General features: G+C 67.4%; 21 protein-coding genes and 1 riboswitch. Of the genes, 10 read left to right on the top strand and 11 right to left on the bottom strand.

The features are described from left to right. The first annotated feature begins 24 nt into the window (after positions 1-24). Entirely contained in the window at positions 25-717 is a 693-nt protein-coding gene (locus QFZ61_RS11325) for an endonuclease/exonuclease/phosphatase family protein (RefSeq protein WP_307038146.1), read from the top strand. Here the strand turns inward: QFZ61_RS11325 and QFZ61_RS11320 are convergent. Continuing rightward, positions 714-1,118, bottom strand: coding sequence for a hemerythrin domain-containing protein (locus tag QFZ61_RS11320; RefSeq protein WP_307036064.1), 405 nt, complete (start codon positions 1,116-1,118; stop codon positions 714-716). The genes QFZ61_RS11325 and QFZ61_RS11320 overlap by 4 nt on opposite strands. A 413-nt stretch (positions 1,119-1,531) precedes the next feature. On the opposite strand from QFZ61_RS11320, the gene QFZ61_RS11315 reads away from it, so the two are divergent. Genes QFZ61_RS11315 through QFZ61_RS11300 form a run of 4 tightly spaced genes read left to right on the top strand, consistent with a single transcriptional unit; the run spans position 1,532 to position 4,724 of the window. Beyond that, positions 1,532-2,305, top strand: coding sequence for a phosphatase PAP2 family protein (locus QFZ61_RS11315; RefSeq protein ID WP_307036062.1), 774 nt, complete (start codon positions 1,532-1,534; stop codon positions 2,303-2,305). A gap of 10 nt (positions 2,306-2,315) precedes the next feature. Beyond that, positions 2,316-3,044: a DedA family protein gene (locus tag QFZ61_RS11310; protein ID WP_307036060.1), complete on the top strand. Its 729-nt coding sequence runs from the start codon at positions 2,316-2,318 to the stop codon at positions 3,042-3,044. Positions 3,045-3,049: 5 nt separating this feature from the next. Continuing rightward, positions 3,050-3,724, top strand: coding sequence for a response regulator transcription factor (locus QFZ61_RS11305; RefSeq protein WP_307036058.1), 675 nt, complete (start codon positions 3,050-3,052; stop codon positions 3,722-3,724). Further along, positions 3,717-4,724 (top strand): HAMP domain-containing sensor histidine kinase, encoded by a 1,008-nt coding sequence (locus QFZ61_RS11300; protein WP_307036056.1) that lies wholly within the window; start codon positions 3,717-3,719, stop codon positions 4,722-4,724. The genes QFZ61_RS11305 and QFZ61_RS11300 overlap by 8 nt, the downstream gene beginning before the upstream one ends. A 53-nt stretch (positions 4,725-4,777) precedes the next feature. On the opposite strand, the gene QFZ61_RS11295 is transcribed toward QFZ61_RS11300, so the two are convergent. Then, positions 4,778-6,520, bottom strand: coding sequence for a DUF5671 domain-containing protein (locus QFZ61_RS11295; RefSeq protein ID WP_307036054.1), 1,743 nt, complete (start codon positions 6,518-6,520; stop codon positions 4,778-4,780). A gap of 5 nt (positions 6,521-6,525) precedes the next feature. Next, a complete protein-coding gene (locus tag QFZ61_RS11290; protein ID WP_307036052.1) occupies positions 6,526-7,116 on the bottom strand; it encodes a hypothetical protein in 591 nt (196 codons plus the stop codon). Between the two features lie 111 nt (positions 7,117-7,227). Here QFZ61_RS11290 and QFZ61_RS11285 point away from each other — a divergent pair, with 111 nt between their 5' ends. Further along, positions 7,228-8,697: a DUF5129 domain-containing protein gene (locus QFZ61_RS11285; protein ID WP_307036050.1), complete on the top strand. Its 1,470-nt coding sequence runs from the start codon at positions 7,228-7,230 to the stop codon at positions 8,695-8,697. Positions 8,698-8,781: 84 nt separating this feature from the next. Next, positions 8,782-9,159, top strand: a complete 378-nt coding sequence (locus QFZ61_RS11280) for a cupin domain-containing protein (RefSeq protein WP_307036049.1) — start codon at positions 8,782-8,784, stop codon at positions 9,157-9,159. Between the two features lies 1 nt (position 9,160). Here QFZ61_RS11280 and QFZ61_RS11275 read toward each other — a convergent pair whose 3' ends face one another. After that, the gene (locus QFZ61_RS11275) at positions 9,161-10,354 is read right to left on the bottom strand and encodes a type II toxin-antitoxin system HipA family toxin (RefSeq protein ID WP_307036047.1); all 1,194 of its coding nucleotides are present in this window, start codon (positions 10,352-10,354) and stop codon (positions 9,161-9,163) included. Then, the gene (locus QFZ61_RS11270; RefSeq protein ID WP_307036044.1) at positions 10,354-10,551 is read right to left on the bottom strand and encodes a helix-turn-helix transcriptional regulator; all 198 of its coding nucleotides are present in this window, start codon (positions 10,549-10,551) and stop codon (positions 10,354-10,356) included. The genes QFZ61_RS11275 and QFZ61_RS11270 overlap by 1 nt, the downstream gene beginning before the upstream one ends. 251 nt (positions 10,552-10,802) lie before the next feature. Here QFZ61_RS11270 and QFZ61_RS11265 point away from each other — a divergent pair, with 251 nt between their 5' ends. Next, on the top strand, positions 10,803-11,387 hold the full coding sequence (locus QFZ61_RS11265) for a dihydrofolate reductase family protein (RefSeq protein WP_307036043.1): 585 nt from the start codon (positions 10,803-10,805) through the stop codon (positions 11,385-11,387). 44 nt (positions 11,388-11,431) lie between these two features. On the opposite strand, the gene QFZ61_RS11260 is transcribed toward QFZ61_RS11265, so the two are convergent. Then, positions 11,432-12,253 carry a hypothetical protein gene (locus QFZ61_RS11260; RefSeq protein WP_307036041.1) on the bottom strand — a complete coding sequence of 274 codons (822 nt, stop codon included), beginning with the start codon at positions 12,251-12,253 and terminating at the stop codon, positions 11,432-11,434. Positions 12,254-12,256: 3 nt separating this feature from the next. Beyond that, positions 12,257-12,450: riboswitch (cyclic di-AMP (ydaO/yuaA leader) on the bottom strand. Between the two features lie 189 nt (positions 12,451-12,639). Between QFZ61_RS11260 and QFZ61_RS11255 the strand changes: the two genes are divergently transcribed. After that, on the top strand, positions 12,640-12,888 hold the full coding sequence (locus tag QFZ61_RS11255; protein ID WP_307036040.1) for a hypothetical protein: 249 nt from the start codon (positions 12,640-12,642) through the stop codon (positions 12,886-12,888). A gap of 46 nt (positions 12,889-12,934) precedes the next feature. Here QFZ61_RS11255 and QFZ61_RS11250 read toward each other — a convergent pair whose 3' ends face one another. From QFZ61_RS11250 to QFZ61_RS11230, 5 genes are all read right to left on the bottom strand, one after another. Continuing rightward, positions 12,935-13,594 carry a DNA alkylation repair protein gene (locus QFZ61_RS11250; RefSeq protein WP_307036038.1) on the bottom strand — a complete coding sequence of 220 codons (660 nt, stop codon included), beginning with the start codon at positions 13,592-13,594 and terminating at the stop codon, positions 12,935-12,937. Between the two features lie 55 nt (positions 13,595-13,649). Continuing rightward, positions 13,650-14,435, bottom strand: coding sequence for an anti-sigma factor (locus QFZ61_RS11245; protein WP_307036035.1), 786 nt, complete (start codon positions 14,433-14,435; stop codon positions 13,650-13,652). Beyond that, a complete protein-coding gene (locus QFZ61_RS11240; protein WP_373427151.1) occupies positions 14,422-15,033 on the bottom strand; it encodes an RNA polymerase sigma factor in 612 nt (203 codons plus the stop codon). Before QFZ61_RS11240 ends, QFZ61_RS11245 begins: the two co-directional genes overlap by 14 nt. Positions 15,034-15,151: 118 nt before the next feature. Further along, complete coding sequence (locus tag QFZ61_RS11235) at positions 15,152-15,856, bottom strand: DUF4397 domain-containing protein (protein ID WP_373427150.1); 705 nt, start codon at positions 15,854-15,856, stop codon at positions 15,152-15,154. Between the two features lie 343 nt (positions 15,857-16,199). Continuing rightward, a complete protein-coding gene (locus QFZ61_RS11230; RefSeq protein WP_307036031.1) occupies positions 16,200-16,382 on the bottom strand; it encodes a hypothetical protein in 183 nt (60 codons plus the stop codon). 100 nt (positions 16,383-16,482) lie between these two features. On the opposite strand from QFZ61_RS11230, the gene QFZ61_RS11225 reads away from it, so the two are divergent. Continuing rightward, positions 16,483-17,160, top strand: coding sequence for a glycoside hydrolase family 16 protein (locus tag QFZ61_RS11225; protein WP_307036029.1), 678 nt, complete (start codon positions 16,483-16,485; stop codon positions 17,158-17,160). The last annotated feature ends 33 nt before the right edge of the window (positions 17,161-17,193 follow it).

Genomic DNA, 17,193 nt, shown 5'->3' with positions numbered 1-17,193 from the left:
TGCTGCGAAGAGGTGCTCCCCCTGATCCGAGTCATCAGCTACAACCTCCGCAAACACAAGGCCAGCGGCGAACTTGAGGCGCTGGCCCGCGACTACGACATCGATGCGCTCTGCCTGCAGGAGTGTGACACCGAAGACCTGCCAGAGAGCATCGGCGGCCTGCATCTTGCGAACGCCACCAGGGGCAACCGGCTGGGCCTGGCGATCTATTACCGCAAAGACCGTTTCACAGCCGGAGAGACCAACACTTTCTCCCTGAAGAAGTCCTTGCATGACAGGGTGCTCGCACCGGCCCACGAGCGGCTCATCGGCACCAGGGTGGTCGACAACGAAACAAACCACGACCTCGTCATCGCGTCCTTCCATGCGGCGCCGCTAACGGCGTCGAACTCGCTGCGCCGTAACCAGATCCACGCCGCGCACGGTGAACTGCTGGGCATGGGCGCGGGTCTGATGACGCTGATGGTGGGCGACTTTAACTACCCGTTCTTCACCAAGTACCTGACCGAGCAGATGAAGGACGCCGGCTACGAGCTTTCGCTCAGCGACCGGCGGACCTACACCCGGTACAAGGTTTTCAAGGGCCACTTCGACTTCGCCACCTCCCAGGGTTTGATGATCGAAGGCGTCGAGACGCTGCCGCGCGGCGCCTCGGACCACCTGCCGATCCTCATCTCCGCTGAGTACGGCCAGGACGCCCCCGTAACTCCGGCCTAGCGGCCGGGCCCCGCTGCCGGGTCTTCGTTTTGCTTCACATACTCTTCCGGGTCGACGTCGTGGCTCTTGATTCCGCCGGCGTGGGCGGCTTCATAGGCGTAGAACGCCACAGCCAGGTTGTGGCGGAGGTCTAGGCTCGCGTGGCGCCGAAAATCCGTCAGCCCTTCCCGCTCTTCCTCCGCCATGTGGTCGCCGTTGACCTCGTTGACCTTGGCGACCGCACTCCACCACCCGGATGAGCCGGGCGCGTGGCCTTCGACGTCGGCCAGCGCGTCACGGATTTCGTTGTGGTCGTGGATGGCGTCGGTGGTTTCATCCTCCGGAGAGGCTTTACCGCCCTCTCCCGTTCCGAGTGCCAGCAGTTGCGGGTAGAAGAGGTCTTCCTCTGCCTTGGCGTGCACCTCCAGCAAAACCGCAGCCGCCCCCACACCGCCGCGAGGTCAGCCGGTGCTGCGCCCTCCATTTCTTCCAGGATTGCGAACATCCTGCGCTGGTCGTGGTGATCGTTGAGAATGACGTCGGTGATGTCCATGGGTACTCCTGAAGAGAGTGCGGCTGTGCGGTGGAAAGCCCACGCGTCCGGCACCCCTCCCGGAACGCCGTGGCGGGCGCCTGCCGCCTGTCCGTCCGATGCTAGTACACGGCGCTGCCCGGCAACCCCCGGCCCCTGGAGCGGGCGGGTGGCCGCCGCCCCGCGGGCCGGCCGGAACGGCCGGCCCGGCCGGCCCGAGGTTTCTTAAGTGATTCTTAACCCGCGGGGCGGACACTGGGACTGGGCGCAAACAGGCGCCGTTGCCGCCAACCGGAGGATTACATGTCTGGACCCGCCCCTGCCGATCGCCCTGAGTCCCGCCCGGGTACGGAGCTGCGCTCTCCTGCCGGGTTGCGCTTCTGGACGCTCCCCCAGGCCCGGCACTGGGTGCTGGCGGCAGTCCTGCTGAGCGCGGCAGTAATCGTGCTCGGCCTGCTGGTGCAGGTGCTGCCCGGCGACACCGCCGCCGAACTAAGGGTTGACCAGAGCCTCAGCCTGCACCACGTTGCCGTGCTGACCGCCGTCGCGATGGGCATCAACCTCGTGTTCGGGCCGGTGGCCGGCCTCGCGCTGGTCTGCCTCGGCGCCCTGTGCCTGTGGCTGGTGCGCCGCGATCTGGTCAGGGCCGTCGGTTTTGGTTTGGTGGCCTGCTCCGGCTGGGTCGCCAGCGAGGCCTTCAAACTCCTCGTTGCCCGCCACCGTCCGGACCCTGCGCTGCTTTTTGACCCGCTGTCGCCGGAGACCGGGTCCAACAGCTACCCCAGCGGCCACGTCTCATTTGCCGTGGCGCTTGCCTTCGCGCTTTACTTCCTGGCCCGCGGCAGCCGGTGGTCCCGGCCCGTCGCCGCCGCAGGCGCAGCTGTGGCGCTCACCGTCGCGTGGTCAAGGCTATACGTCGGAGTGCACTACCCCACCGATGTGGCAGCGTCCTTCCTCGCCGCCGGCGCGGCCGTGGTGCTGCTGACCGGGGTGTGGAACCGCTTCGGGCCCCGGCTGGCGGGCTGGTTGGCGGACCGTCTTCCGGTCGGCGCGGCCCTTCCCTCAAGTCGATCCTAAGGACACCTCTGTGCACAGCACCGCTATCTTCAGCCTGGTCCCGGCACTGACCGCCGCCGGCTCACCCTCACTGCTGGACCCCGCCAGCCTCCTCGCCGGTCTCGGCCCTGCCGCGCTGGGCGTGATCGCCGTGATGGTCTTCATCGAATCCGGCGTGCTGTTCCCGTTCCTGCCCGGCGATTCCCTGCTCTTCACCGCAGGCCTGCTGCATCAGCAGCTGCAGCTGACCCTGCCGGTACTGATCGGAGTCGTCACGGCAGCTGCCGTCGCCGGGGACCAGGTCGGGTACATGCTGGGCCGCACTTTTGGGCGGCGCTGGTTCAAGGACGACGCCAAGGTGCTCAAGACCGCCCACCTGGCCACCACGGAAGAGTTCTTCCGCCGCCACGGGGGCGCCGCCGTCGTCCTGGCCCGCTTTGTGCCCGTCGTCAGGACCTTTGCGCCGCTGACTGCCGGTATCGGCCGCTACGGCTACCGGTCCTTCACGTTGTGGAACCTGGTCGGAGCGTTTAGCTGGGCCGCCTCCGTGACCTTGCTGGGAACCTGGCTGGGACATTACGCGATCATCGCCAACAACATCGACATCATTGCCGTTGTCATGGTCCTCGCCTCGGTCGTGCCCTGGGCGGTCCAGTTCCTCAGGCGCCGCCGCGGCAACCGCACTGCCGCTGTCGAGCACGACACGGCCGATGCAGCCCGGACCGGGGAACCGGACATGGAGTTGGCAGCGGAAGAATAGGCAGCATGACCACCGCTTATCGACCCTCCGTGCTGCTCGTCGAGGACGACCCGGTCCTGGGCCCGCTCATCGCCGACCTGCTGGAACCGGACTACCGGGTCCGGCTGGCTGCCGACGGCCAGGAAGGGCTTCACCGCGGTTTGACGGAGCCCTGGGACGTGATGGTCATCGACCGGGGGCTGCCCCTGCTGGACGGGATCGCCGTGATTGCGGCCCTGCGCTCAAAGGGGATCGCCACCCCGATCCTGATCCTCACCGCCCTTGGCGACCCGGACGAGAAAGTCCGCGGTCTCGACGCCGGCGCGAATGACTACATGACAAAACCGTTCGACGCCGGTGAACTGGCCGCCCGGCTGCGGGCCCTGACGCGTGTCTTTCCGCCGCCGGCCAGTTCCGTCAGCATCGGGAACTGGGAGCTTGACCCGGCGGCACGGTCAGTCCGCTCACTGTACGGCGAGCTGGTGTCCCTCACCGCCAAAGAGGCCGAACTTCTCACCGCCCTCGCCGCAGAACCCGGCCGGGTCATCCCCCGCGAGGAACTGCTCGCCCGTTTCTTCCACTCCAGCGACCAGCCCGGCGTCATCGACACGTACGTGCACCACCTGCGCCGGAAGATCACCAAGTCCGTAATCCGCACCGTCCACGGCGTCGGATATCAGATCGGCGACGCCGATGACTAAGGCCCTGCCGGCCGGAACCCCCGACCAATCAACCTTGCGGAAGGCCTCGCTCAAGGTCGCCGTGCGGATCAGTATCGCGTGTGCGGTGATGGTGCTTGTCCTGCTGGCGGTGGCTGCCCTTTACCTGCTGAACAAACTCGCCGATCCGGACCTGCCGCCCTCCGTGGCTGCCGGGACCAGGTACGCCTACCTCGACTCGCGGGACCTGCTGGAAGCGATGATCATCGCCGGTGCTGCCGGGATCGCCCTGGCCGGCCTGACCGGGTGGCTGAGTGCCCGCAGCGCTATCCGGCCGCTGGGCGAGGCCCTGGCCCTGCAACGCCGGTTTGTCCAGGACGCCAGCCACGAGCTGCGCACCCCGCTGGCCATCCTGGACGCGCGGATCCAGCTGGCGCAGCGCGACGCCGGCGAGGATGCAGTGTCCACCCGCCACCTGGCCAAAATCCGGGAGGACACAGCCACCCTCACCGGCATCGTCAATGAACTGTTGCTGGCCGCGACCGCAGCCGCTCCGGATCCGGCGGCGCATCCAGCGGACCTCGCCGACGTCGCAGGGTCGGTCGCCGAAAGCCTTCAGCTGCTGGCAGCCGAAAAGGACATCCGGCTCGACTTCTCGGCCGGGGGCGGGCCCCGGGCCCGGATTGAGCCCCACGCCCTGCGCCGGGCGGTGCTGGCGCTGGCCGACAACGCGCTCGCCCACACCCCGCCCGGCGGCCGGGTGGGGATCTCAGTGGCGGCCGTTCAGGGACAAGCAGTCATTACCGTCGCGGACAGCGGCCCCGGGATCATCGGTATTGACCAGGACCGGATCTTCGACCGCTTTGTCCGGACCGCCGGCCCCGACGGCTCACACGGGCAGCGCAGCTTTGGGATTGGTTTGTCCTTGGTCCGTGAGATTGCCATGGCGGCCGGCGGCACGGTTGACGTGGCCCGTACCGGGGCGGATGGGACGGTCATGCGGATCGTCCTGCCCGCCGCGGCGGTGCCGCCCGCGCCTTAGAAGCGCGCCGGGATCCCGGCCTGGCTGAGTGTCAACGACGCTGACCGGCGCCGCTAACCGTGCAGCGGAATGACCTGAACGCCGTCGGCACCGGCGATGACCAGCACCCGTTTGGCGCGCACGCCGGTCAACGCTTCGGCCAGTCCCGCACCCGCGGCGGTCCGCCCGGAAGTCTCACCTGCAGTCCCTCCGGCAGCCGCACCTGCAGTCCCTCCGGAAGCCGCACCCGGAGTACCTCCGGGAGTTCCTCCGGCGGTCCACGCGTCAGGAGGGACGCCGACGTCGGCCCGGTGCCAGAGCGTGACTCCCGCCCCCGTGAGTTCCTCAATGGACCGGCGCAGCGAATCCGGCTCGGGACCAGCGACCAGGATCACGTGACCGATGGTGCGCTTCCTGCCGGCGTCGGCGGACGCCAGCCGGCTTCTGTCCTGCCGCCAGATCGCGAAATGGTAGCCGGCGGCCAGGCCGGTGGCCACCAGCAGGCCCAGCGGTGCCCGGATTCGGTCCACCACGCTGCCGCCCGTGAGGTTGTTGGCGAGGAGGAACTCAAACAGCCGGTACCCAATCACCAGCAGCGCGGCTACAGCAACCACCGCGCTGAGGCCGAACACGGCGACGAGGTAGACGCGGCGCGCCGCCGGAACCCCTTCCTGGCGGTGCTGCGGCCCGGGCCGCCACGCCAGCCACCACACCCAGCCGCCCACCACCAGGGAACTGATGCCTCCCAGCAGCAACGTCCGGGCGTTGCCGCCCGCCAGCGGCGACACGGCGATGGAAAGGGCGGCGTTCACGACGACCCCGACGCCGGTGGCGGCAGCTGCCAGCGCCACGCCCGACGTCACCAGCATCCCGGCCTGGCGGGTCCGCTCCGAACGGCCGACCGCGGCGGTACGGTAATAGCGCCACACGAGCGCTCCGACGGCGGCAGCGGAAGTAGCGAAGCCCAGCGGTTCCAGCAGTGCCAGCAGGGTGTCCTGCCGGTCGAACGCCAGCCTCAGCAGCACAAAAAGGACGGAGCCCGCGCCGCCGAGAGCGAGCACCCCGGGGGCGAGCACTCCGACTACGATCAGCCCCACGTCCGCGAAACCGCCCCGCAGCCGGCGCGCCCCGCCCCGTCCCCAATGCCACCACCAAACGGCCGCTCCCCCGGCGGCCCAGACCAGGTCCCGGAGCGTTGAGCGCCACCACGGGTTATCCGTGGCAGTGAGCTCCATGGAACCACGCAGGGCAAGGTCGAACAGTCCACCCAGGGCAAGCACCGCGCCGCCGATGCCGAGGGCCAGCCCGAAGTAGGTGCCGATCACGGCGGGCACCTCGGCGAGCACGAGCGGACCCCGCACGGGGTGCAGCCACATCCAGCGGTGCCACACCCAAACCAGGGCCCAGACCAGTCCAACGGAGAGCGGTGACCGCCACTCCGGATCCTGCTCCGCGATGAAGCCGCCCGCCAACGCCAGCAGCGCCGTGACAGCCTGGATCAGGGAAACGGTATACACCACGGCGACGTAGAGACCCCAGGAAGGGGCCGACCGCTCGGGTCCGTCAACCAGGCGCCGCCACACGAACCACCACAGCAACGCCGCCAGCGGGCCGCCGATCAGGGTGAACGCGAGCGACAAGGCCAGGCCGGCAACGCCTTCCCCGGCCAGCACCTGGCCGGAGCGCAACAGCCGTTCCAGCAGGCCGCTGAGCCCGTTGGCGGCGACGACCACCAGAGCGAACAGGAGAACGAAAACCACCAGGCGGCGGACCTTAACCTGGGCCGGGGCGGTAACCGGAACCGCGCGGCTCCTCATGTCCGTCACTTCTTCAGCCCTCCGCCGGCGCAGGTCTGCAGACTGTACGGCAGATCATTGATCAGCCACTTGCCGTCGACCCTCACCAGGCCGATGGCCGCCTCCTCCGCGTACTCGGAGGGGCCGAACGGGCCGTCCGGGGCAGCGTGCACAATCGACACCCTGACGGTGGCGGTGCTCTCACGTTCGGTCGTGCCGAGCAGGACCACCCTGCTGGCCTGCACGTTCCCGTAGAAGTTGGCGCAGCGGGACCGGACGTTGTCGGTCAGATAGGCATCCGCTGCAACCGGGTCAGCGTCAATGACGGCCTTGCTGTAGCGCTGCACGACTCCGGCGGGGGAAGAGGGATCGAGCTGCTGCGGTTCGCCCCGCAGAAACACCACCGCCAGGGCAAGAACCACCAGGGCCACAATCGCCGCCACGATGCCCAGCAGCACCCGGTCGGGCCGCCGCTCCGGGACCGGTTCCCGCCGTGCCGGGTTACCCTCCGGCCGTGCCCGGGCGTCATTGGAAGCCGCCGAGGCGCCCTCCGGCCCCACCGGGGTGTCGTTGGAAGCCGCTGACGGAGGCCAGGGTTCCGGCGGCGGTAGGCTCATGGCGCCAGTATGGACGGGCGGCCCAAGGGCGTCATGGTGTCTTTCGGCCCTTTCAGCACCGACCGGCGTCGGGGACGCTGACACAAATACTTCTCCCAAACGATGTGGACCATGCGCAAAACCATTGCCCCGCAACTGGCGGCTCTCCTGTTGCTGCTCCTTGGTACGGCAGGCATGCTGCTCGGCGGCGCCGCGGCTGCGCTCGCCGTTCCGCCGTCCGACGTCGTCGTGGAGGACCGGGCGGGAGTCCTGGACCGCAACACCCTGCTGCCTGCCGTGCAGAAGATCGAGTTCTACCAGCCCACGAAGGTGGCCGTCTACACGTACAACGGCAGCGCGGCGGACAACCTCAACGAGGAGGTGCTGCGCTTTGCCCGCGCCCAGCATCCGGAGTGGATCAGTCCAGATGGTCAGAAATGGGCGGACGGTTTGTTCATCTTTGCGCTGGACCCGGTGGGCCGGCATGTCGGCACGTATATGGGCGAAGACCGGAAGGTGTCCCTCGGGCAGCGCGACGACATCCAGAACGCCTCCAAGGACCTGCTGCGGGACGCGCAGTGGACAGACGGGACCATTGCGGGCATCAAACGGGGTGCGGAGCTGATTAACCAACCCTGGTACCGGTCGACGGCGTTCCTTGTCACGGCGTGGAGCACGGCCGGGGCACTGGTTGCCGGTGTGGGAACCTGGTTGCTGGTGCGCTGGCGGACCCGGGTGGGCTTCCGCAAGGAGACGGCCCGGGGCGACGCGAACTACGCCAACGTCAGCATGGACCTGCAGGTCACCGAGCTCAATGCCAGCACCATCCCGGAATCTTCACGTTATGGCAGCACGGTGCTGGAGAAACACCGCACCTTTCTGAGCCGCTACAACGCCGCGACCGAGCTCTCCAACCAGGTGCATGGCCTGACCCGCCGTCAGCAGGGCCGGCGGCCGAATCTGCAGCTGGCGCGCAAGTACGCCGATGCGGCCGCCGAACTCGACGCCCTGGACGATGTCATCTCCGACACCAATGCCCTGCTCAACCGCGGCTCCATCTGGGCCACAGCTTGGGACCGGCAGCTGGCGCCGTTCCGCAGTGACCTGGCCGGGATCGAAGGCATCCTCCGCAAGAACCACGGGGAGGGTGACTCAGCCACCGCTGCTTCCCTACGGTCCTTCCGGGACCGCAGTCAGCGCGACATTGAAAAATGGACGGCGCAGCTGTCCGACGGCAGCATCAGCCCGGAAACCGCACTGGACCGGCTGCGTGACGCGAGGACCGAGCTTTCCGAACTGCTGAAGAGTCATGCTGACACGGTGATTGCCGGCTTTGCCCGCAACGAACGCGAGGCGAAGCTCATGCGCAGGGAAATGGAGGAGGCTCAGGAAGGTACCGGCCGGAAGCAGCGGCGCAGCTACGAGCCGAGCATCCTGGGCACGGTGTACCCCTCGTACTACTTCTTCTCGGTGCCCACCTTCAGCAGCGGATTCAACACCGGAGTCAGCAGCGTGAGCTCTGCCCGGGGCGGCGGCGGCACCACGGGATACGGAGGCAGCGGCGGCAGCTTCTCGGGATCCGGAAGCTCTTCCGGCTTCTAGTCAATAGGTGTCGACAACCGGCGGCCGGGCGAGGAATGTTGGCCCCGTAAGCAGTTCACATTCCTGATAGAAAGAGGAAGGGCCATGCCCGCAAACGTAGTGACCCAGCTGCAAGTGAAGTCGCTGGACTCACCTGATGAGCAGCGCCGGCCGGACAAGAGCGCGATCGACATCGTGTCCGTCGGTGACTACACCATCGGCCGGTTCAGCTTCCAGCCGGGCTGGACCTGGGCTGACTGCATCAAGCCCGTCGTGCAGACGGACTCATGCCAGAACAGCCATGTCGGCTTTTGTGTCTCCGGCAAGCTGAGCGTTGAGACCAACGACGGCGGCCGCATCGATATTGCCGCGGGCGACTCTTACACCATCCCGCCGGGCCATAACGCCCGGGTCGAGGGCGGGGAACCGTTCGTCGGCGTGGAATTCCTGAGCGCGGCCTCCTACGGCAAAGCCGCGGAATAGCTCACGCTGCGATTTCCCGGCGCCGAAACCGCAGCTCCCGCTGCGCGCCGCGCAGCGGGGAGCCGGCGAAAGGCAGCAACTCCAGATCTATGGTGTCCGCGGCCGCCAGTGCGGTGCGGTTGGCGGCCGCTGCGGCGCGCTGCGGCAGTCCCAGCGTCTCGGCAAATTCCGCCCAGTGGCGGGCTTTGAGGTTCTTGATTTTGCCGGCGACGGGAAGCGCCAGGGTCTCGTCGCCGTACAGCAGCGTGCACGGAACGTCGTACACGGGAGCGATGACAAACCCTGCCGGCGCACCGAGGACGGCGAGGTTTTTGGCGTGCAGGTCCCCGTTTCCGGTCAGCCAGGCGAAGAGGAACTGCAGATAGAGGTTCCGGCTGGCGATGACCGGCGCCTTGCACACCCGGGCAAGGGCGGCAGCCACCTGCTCGGCGCTGACGCCGTATTTTGAAGCAGGGGGCAGTCCCAGCACCTGGCTGCCGTCTTCCAGCGGGAGGCGCTGCCACGCGCCGTCGGCCGTTTTGATCCGGTCAAACCGTTCCACGAGGAGTCCGGGCAGCCCGTTCCGGTCTGCGATGACGGAACTTTTCGCGACCGGGATCTTCAGTGCCCGGGCCCCGGCAAGGTGCGCCGCTTCGTTTTGGACCAGGTGCGGGTGTTCGGGCGGATCGAGTTTCAACAGGTAGCGGTGCCCGCGCACCGCCAGTGGCGTGGTCAGCATGGAGGCGCTGGTTTTGCGCTGCACCCCCGGGATGCCGTGCAGGTCCACGGCGTCGGCGAGGAGGGAGAAGTCCAGCTCCTCGGGCCGGGAGGTGTCGGCCAGCGGAACCGGCTCGGCGGGGACGTCGCCGGCAGGAACCACCTGCACGTCCCCGGGTACATCGGACCCGACGGCCAGGAGCAGGGTCAGCTCGTCGTCGAAGCTGGTTTTCGCCGCGTTTTTCAGCACCGTCAGCCGGTGGCCTTCCGGAAGCAGGCCGGCAAAGAAGGCAGGCAGGGCACCGGCCGGGGCCTCGACCGGCGCCTCCGTGAGTGGCAGCGAAACCGCGACGGCCGGGTGGCCGCCGGAAAGGTAGTCGGGCCGGTAGGAGAACTGCACCCCGCCGGTGCCGGTCCGTGCCAGCCGGCCGGCCGGAACGCCGTTCTTATAGACGTCGGCCGCCCGGATAAACCTGAGTTCCTGAAGCCCGGCGGCCATCAGGCCACGCCGACGTTCAGGCCGAGCACGTTGGCGACGGCCACAACAGCCTGCAGGGAGGGGTTGCCGGTACCCGTCTCGATCGCACGGACGGTGCGTTCGGAAGTTCCGGCCAGGTGGGCGAGTTCCTCCTGCGTCAGACCGGCTTCCTTGCGGCTGCGCCGGATCTGCTGGGCGATCCCTGCCACGTCATCCACGCTGCTCCCCCTGATTCCCACGGACCGCAGCCCCTTTCGCACGCACAACCGGCACCGCCCGGCAGTATCCTGCCGGTCATGCCCGGAACCTACCCTATTGTGCCTTCCGCGCTGGCGTTCGGCAATATCCTGCCGAAACTGGCATGACTGGCCTGTACAGGAGAACCAATACCGCCCAGGCGGCAATATCGTGCCGGTCTTCGCCTCTTGGGGCTCTTACCCGGGGAACGGCCGGAGCGTAGGCTTCGGCCATGCGGAAAATCATCGTCGCCTTGCAGGTATCCCTCGACGGGTACTTCGAAGGTCCGGACCGGGACATTGGCTGGCACATGGTGGATGAAGAACTGCATGGCCACTTCAACGACCAGCTCCGGACCATGGGCGCCTTCCTCGACGGCCGGGTGACCTACCAGATGATGGCCGATTTCTGGCCGACCGCGGACCAGGATCCTGACAGCACCCCGGCCATGGCCGAGTTCGCCGGCATCTGGCGCCGGATGCCCAAAATCGTGTACTCCACGACTCTTGAGCGGGCCGGCTGGAACACCACGGTGGTGCGCGACGTCGTCGCCGACGACGTCCTCGCGCTCAAGGAACAACCGGGCGGGGACCTGGCACTCGGCGGCGCCAAGCTTGCGGACAGCTTCCGCAAACTCGGGCTGATTGACGAGTACTGGATCTACATCCACCCGGTCCTGATCGGGAACGGCACGCCGTTGTTCAAGCCCTCGGACAGCAGGACCCCGCTCGCGCTCGTCGAAACGCGGACCTTCGGAAACGGCGTCGTCCTGCTGCGCTACGCCAGCAGCCCGAAAGCCGGCGACCGGCTGCCATAAAGGCAGCCTGCCGCCGGCTTCCGAAACCGGTGTTGGCGCGGGAGTTACGCCCCGGCGCGGACGAAGGTCACGCCACCGGTGGCCGTCAGCCAGGACAGCGGGTGCGAGATCGTCTGGTTTGTTCCGTTCATGCCGCCGCTGATCGCCTGGCCGTTGCCGGCGTAGATGGCAACGTGGCCGGACTGGACGATCATGTCGCCCGGCTGCGGGTCGCCGACAACCTTGCCGTAGTTCAGGAACTGCTGGGGACCGAGGTCGCCCACCGGGATGCCTGCTGCGCCGAGGGCCTTCTCCACCATCGCCGTGCAGTCCTGCGTGATGCCGATCTGGCTGTATGCGGCCGACAGCATGGCGGCATTGACTCCACCGGCCGCCGGAGCGGCTGCCGGAGCTGCGGCTACCGGAGCAGCAGCGGCCGGAGCCGCCACCGGGGCAACGGCCGCGGGAGCCGCAGCTGCCTGGACGGTGATCCGCGGAGCGGCGGGAGCCTTCACAGCGGGAGCCTGTGCAACGGCCGGGGCGGCGGCAACGGCTGGGGCGGCGGGCGCCTCGACGGGTGCTGCCACGGGCTGCTCAATGACGGGAGCCGGCGTGGTGGCAACTTCCGGACGGTCGAAAGTGATTTTGACGGCGGAATCAGCCGTGACCGGAGCAGAAACCTTGCTGGCGATGTCGGCGGCCGATACGGGCGTCGACTCACGTTCGGCCGGCGTGCCGACGGCCGCGTTGGCTGCCATGCCGCTGGTAAGAACGAGGCCCGAGGCTGCGAAGATCACTGCGGCCTGGCGACCAATGGTGGTGGACTTGACCGAGAATGCTGAGGTTCGCCCGGCGTTATGGCGCGCAGCAGTAGTGCTTGAAGACATGAAGTAGCCTCTCCCAATGCCTGCGAGGTGAGCTGTCGGATTCGGATGGGAGGCACCCGGCCGCGGTCCGCTGAAACGGACGCGCGGCTTCACCCCAAGACCCGCTGAAACAGCCGGGCCAAAATTGGTTTCCCCGTCTCTGCCAGATGGTTGCATTCGGATCCCGGGGCCGCGGCAGAGTTAGGCAATCGGCTCAGGAGCGCCCGTAACGGAAACAAACAGGCACCGAACTACCGTAACGGCACCGCGCGGTAATGTCACGTTCAGGTAACGAGGTCGGGGTGTCGGCGGGGAGAACGCCGGCACGGCCCGCCTGGAAAGCCTAGGGCACTGACAGCCACCGCGCATAGGATTGAACCAACCGGCGCGCCCCCAACGGAGGTCCCATGAAGAGCCCCTGTGTTGCCATCTGCCAGCTGAGCGACCAGCCGCAGGAAGACTTTGACGTCAATACCGAGCTGCTCGTTCTGGAGGGCAAGGAAATCCATGTTGCCACCTGGGACGCCGAACCACGCGACGGAGGCTTCGACCTGCACGTTCTCAACGACCGCGTCGATGCGCTTGGTTTCATGGTCGTAACGGATTGGCAGTTTCTGGACGGCAAGGCGTATGCCGTGGTGGAGCGCAGGCCCTGAGTCCAGGCAGCCCGGGCCCGAATCCTCGACGCAGAGACCGGGGTATCTAGAACTCCAGCTCGGGGCGGGTTCTCCGCACGTCGTCCACGACGCGCGTCACGGCTTCCCGGATCAGGCTGCCGGTGTCCGCACCGCCGCCGTCCTCCCCTCCGCCAGAGGCAGCGGAAAGGGACTTTCTAGCCTGGCGGACGAAGCTGTCCCAGTCCCCGCGTCCGGCCCGGAACTCGCGCAACGGTGCAAGCAGGGCCGCGCGGCGCAGCCAGGGGTCCGGATCCTGCAGCCACCGCTCCAGTACGGCCTCGGCCCTGGACCTGCTGTGACCCTCGAGACGTGCGAGGAGCGGCCCGACGACGTCGACCGCGAGCGGATCCGCCAGTTCGGGGAACCGGGCGCTGCGCAGGAAGCCCTCGATCCGGGTCAGGTCCGAGTTATCGAGCGCAGCCAGACCGGATTGCAGGAGGACGACGGCGGCAAGGCGGCGTTCCAGGACCGGCACCGCCCAAAGTTCCGAACAGAGAGCCGTGAGCTCGTCCCGGCCCAGATTCTTATAGCGGCGAAGTGCGTCCCGCACGGTGCCGCGGACAGCGCCGACAGAGGCGCCGTAAACTTCTACGTCGGGGCCGAACCGGGCCTGGGCCTGGTCGGCGCGCTGCCACGAGCTTTCGCGCTGCAGCCCGGCGTCAATGAAGTCTCCGGCCTCACTCATGGCACCATTCTGTCGCAGCGGCGACCACTGGTTGAAACCGGCTAATTGAAACCGCCTAACCCTGCAACGCAAGCTTTCCGCGCGCAATGCTTTCGGCGGAGTGGGCGGGGTCTCCGTCATACGGTTCGTTCGAAACGTCGAGGACCGGGTATTCGGCCAGGTCAAGTCCGGCCGGAACGACGAAAGCTTGGGGGGCCTGGCCAAGGACGCCAAGACTGACCATCTTGGACAGGTCCGAGGATCCCATCCAGACCTCGCGGAAGCCCGAAAGCTTCTCCGGGGGAAGGCTGACGACCACTTGCCGGCTTCCGTCCGGGAGCTTCTCAACGAGCGCACTACCGCTTGACGAATGTCCCGCCAGCGGAGCGAGTGCAGCCCTGGCGACGACCGCGGGCGTGGGTCCGGGGCTCGTCGGGGCTGCCTCCGGGGGCTTCGCGGGGCCGAGAATGCTCAGTGCAGTCCAGGCGCCGGCAGCGCCAAGGAGGACACCGGCAGCCACGCCCAACACCCACAGTCCCCGGCGCGGGAGCCGCGTAACGGGTTGCTGTCCTGAATACTGTCTTCCGGGGGTGCGCAGGGTTACCGCACCACCGGCGCCCAACGGGTCTTTCGCGAGCGACGGCGAGAGCCCCAACGCTTGGTGGATCGCGGCCCAGTTGTGGCTTCCGGGACTTTCCAGCTGAACTTCTTCCGGATTGACGGTGGCTGCGAAGACGGTGCGCCGCAACGCTTCCAGCGTAGTGCCGCACTCCTGGCAGCTCTCCAGATGGCGCGATTCTTCCTCCCCGGCAGACTCCCCCAGAGCGAGCAGGCCGAGGAGTTCCTCGTCAAGATGATCCATGCTCCACCTCCAGCCGGGAGCGCAGCCTGGCGAGGCTGCGGCGGATATGGCTCTTGACCGTGCCGAGGGGTAGGTTGAGCCGGGACGAAATCTGGTCGTGCGTCAGGTCCTCGTAAAAGGCTAGCCGCATGATCGCGGTCTGGGGATGTCCGAGGCGCTCGAGTTCGTCCTCCAGCGTCAGACGGTCCGCGAGCGCGTCAGCATTGGGCTTCTGGCTACCGCTTGCCGGGTCATCGGCCAGGTGTAGAACGGCTCTTTCAACATCCCGTCGTCGGGAGCGGGCGGAGAAGGCATCGGAAATGGCGTTGCGAGTGATCCCGATCAGCCAGGCGGGCAACCGTGCGGCGCCCGGGCGATATCTGGTTCGCGATTTCCAAGCGCGAATAAAGACCTCCTGGGTGACGTCGTCGGCGGCGCCGTGCTCGTGAAGCGCCCTCAACGCCAGCGTATGGACCAGGGGCCCGAGCAGGCGGTAGGCCTCCGCGAGCGCCCACTCCTCACCCGCTGCGAAGGCATGGTCGACTCTGACGTCCCATTCACGATCGGCAGCCTCCACTTGATGCTCCTTAGAGCAGGAATGAGACCTGTGGATCGTCATTATCCCCCCCCAGGTTCCGCCCTGCAATGGCGAAGCGCCCGGGAATGCGGTGGGCGGGCCCGCGATTGCCGCGGCCCCGCCACCTAGTTGGTACCGATTGGGCACCGAGCCGATCCGATCAGTCGTGGTTGGAGGACTTCACCACCTGCACGGCAAGGTCAAGGGTGTTGTCCTTCAGGCTGCCCCAGGCGTAAACGATCGTGTTCTCGCCCGCGTTCACCGTGACATCTGCCGGGCCGATCAGCGCTTCCGTACTGCCCGCCGCCGCCACCGAGGCGGAGATGGTTCCCGCGTCCAGTGTGAGCTTCTTCTGGTCGCCGTTCTCCAGGCCCTCGATCACGGCCGTTCCGCCGGCAAGAACGTCGACGGCGGGGGCTGCGGCAACGTGCCGCACCGTCAGTTTGCCTTGTCCGTCCGGGCTGGCTGAGGTGCTGTTCCGGAACAAGGTGGCCGTGGGTTCCCCGTCTGCCGTTAGGTGCGCGACAGCGGTGTAATCTCGGCCCTCTTGCAGATCAACTTTGACAGGTCCGATTACCGGGTTGTCGGCGCTCGTGGCGTCCGCGCCGGTGATGGCAATCTTGTGGTCTCCCGCACTGACATCAAGCGGACCGGCCAGGCTTCCCGGGGTGAAATTGTCCAGCGTGAGCTTTCCATCCACCCACACGTCCACGGTGAGTCCCGGGACCCCGTGGAGAACGGAGAGTTTTGCCGTGCCATGGTCCTTGTCGGGGCAGTTGTCGCTGGCCTGTGCGGGTGCGGCAAGGGTCAGTCCGGCCAGCAGCGTCATCGTACCGACCACTGCGGAAAGTGATTTCATGTGCATGTAGAGCTCCTCATTGAGGCCCGGATGCGGGCGGTGTTTGGCTTACACCCTTACTACCGGCCGGCTGGGCCGTCCGGATGCAGCCGACCCACAACTTTTTTTATTCAGGGAGCTGCCCCGCGCTGCGCGGGCGTTTGCTGACCAACGTTACGAGCGGGTAACGTTGTCGGCTGACCTGAGGGTCTGGCCCTAACGCAGGGCCCGGGCGTCCGCTTGGCGGGCGGCCGTTGCGCCGGCTGGCGCCTGCTCGTTCTGTCTTTCTGACGGGGCTGAAGAAGCTTCAGGAACTCTCGTGTGGGGTCGATCGCGCTTGTTGCTTGCGCTAGTTCGATGTCCCGGAGGGTCACTTGCTTAAGAAAATTGCCGTTACCGTTACACTGGGCGCTTTGTCGCTGACCGGGTGCAGCTCAGCCTCTCTGGCCGGAAGCGTTGAGCCCGCGAACGCAACGACTCCGACGTCGTCGACGCCGTCCGCCTCGACGTCGTCAGCACCGTCCGCCGCCTCAGCCACCGCTGCCGCAGCCACGCCCGCTCCGCCCGCTCCGCCCGCGGCAGCCGCGCCCGCTCCCGTCGCGCCCGTCCCCGCCGCAGCCGTCCCGGCCGAGCCTCCTGCGCGGGCTGTTCCCGTGGCGGCGCCCGCCGCTCCCCCGGCAGGTGACGGCGTTCAGGCTGCGGCCGCCTTCGGCTGGGGGCCGGTGCTCGCCGGTGACGAGTTCTCCTACACCGGCGCGCCGGACCCCGCCAAATGGGGTATGTACGACGGTCCAGGCCACGCCGGCAAGGGCATCCGAAGCCCCCGGGCCTGGTCTGTTGCCGACGGCGTCGTCACCGTCACGGGCGACTCGGCCGGCACCACCGGCGGAATGTCGGCGAAGTTCAGCCAGCAGACCTATGGGCGCTGGGAAACCCGGATGAAGACCAGCGTCCGCGACTCCGAATACCACCCGGTGCTGTTGCTGTGGCCAAACAAGCCCTCGGCCAACTGCGCAGAAGTGGACTTCGCCGAAGGCGAGTCGAAGACTTCGGCCATGAAGTTCTACCTGCACTACGCCTGCAGCGGCGGAAAGTTCCAGGTCAGCGCGGCCACGCCGGTCGACTCAACCCAGTGGCACAACTACGCGGTGGAATGGACTCCGTCAGGGGTCACCGGTTATATCGACGGCGTACGGACCTTCACCGATACCAACCCTGGGCATCAACCCACGGTCGGCATGCACCAGACGATCCAGCTCGACTGGTTCCCGGACGGCACCGCAGTCACCCCGTCGCAAATGCAGGTCGACTGGGTCCGCGTCTACCAGTAGGACAATAACGTCGCGCCGGGCGCTCCGACCCTT

The sequence above is a fragment of the Arthrobacter sp. B3I4 genome (genome assembly GCF_030816855.1).
Classification (GTDB): Bacteria; Actinomycetota; Actinomycetes; order Actinomycetales; family Micrococcaceae; genus Arthrobacter.
This window is presented reverse-complemented; position numbering and strand designations above follow the sequence as displayed.

Coding starts and splice junctions, on each gene's coding strand:
- QFZ61_RS11245 (WP_307036035.1), bottom strand. CDS start 14,435: ATGGATCATCTTGACGAGGAACTCCTCGGCCTGCTCGCTCTGGGGGAG.
- QFZ61_RS11255 (WP_307036040.1), top strand. CDS start 12,640: ATGAAGAGCCCCTGTGTTGCCATCTGCCAGCTGAGCGACCAGCCGCAG.
- QFZ61_RS11240 (WP_373427151.1), bottom strand. CDS start 15,033: ATGACGATCCACAGGTCTCATTCCTGCTCTAAGGAGCATCAAGTGGAG.
- QFZ61_RS11280 (WP_307036049.1), top strand. CDS start 8,782: ATGCCCGCAAACGTAGTGACCCAGCTGCAAGTGAAGTCGCTGGACTCA.
- QFZ61_RS11305 (WP_307036058.1), top strand. CDS start 3,050: ATGACCACCGCTTATCGACCCTCCGTGCTGCTCGTCGAGGACGACCCG.
- QFZ61_RS11300 (WP_307036056.1), top strand. CDS start 3,717: ATGACTAAGGCCCTGCCGGCCGGAACCCCCGACCAATCAACCTTGCGG.
- QFZ61_RS11260 (WP_307036041.1), bottom strand. CDS start 12,253: ATGTCTTCAAGCACTACTGCTGCGCGCCATAACGCCGGGCGAACCTCA.
- QFZ61_RS11290 (WP_307036052.1), bottom strand. CDS start 7,116: ATGAGCCTACCGCCGCCGGAACCCTGGCCTCCGTCAGCGGCTTCCAAC.
- QFZ61_RS11265 (WP_307036043.1), top strand. CDS start 10,803: ATGCGGAAAATCATCGTCGCCTTGCAGGTATCCCTCGACGGGTACTTC.
- QFZ61_RS11285 (WP_307036050.1), top strand. CDS start 7,228: ATGCGCAAAACCATTGCCCCGCAACTGGCGGCTCTCCTGTTGCTGCTC.
- QFZ61_RS11250 (WP_307036038.1), bottom strand. CDS start 13,594: ATGAGTGAGGCCGGAGACTTCATTGACGCCGGGCTGCAGCGCGAAAGC.
- QFZ61_RS11295 (WP_307036054.1), bottom strand. CDS start 6,520: ATGAGGAGCCGCGCGGTTCCGGTTACCGCCCCGGCCCAGGTTAAGGTC.
- QFZ61_RS11275 (WP_307036047.1), bottom strand. CDS start 10,354: ATGGCCGCCGGGCTTCAGGAACTCAGGTTTATCCGGGCGGCCGACGTC.
- QFZ61_RS11235 (WP_373427150.1), bottom strand. CDS start 15,856: ATGCACATGAAATCACTTTCCGCAGTGGTCGGTACGATGACGCTGCTG.
- QFZ61_RS11315 (WP_307036062.1), top strand. CDS start 1,532: ATGTCTGGACCCGCCCCTGCCGATCGCCCTGAGTCCCGCCCGGGTACG.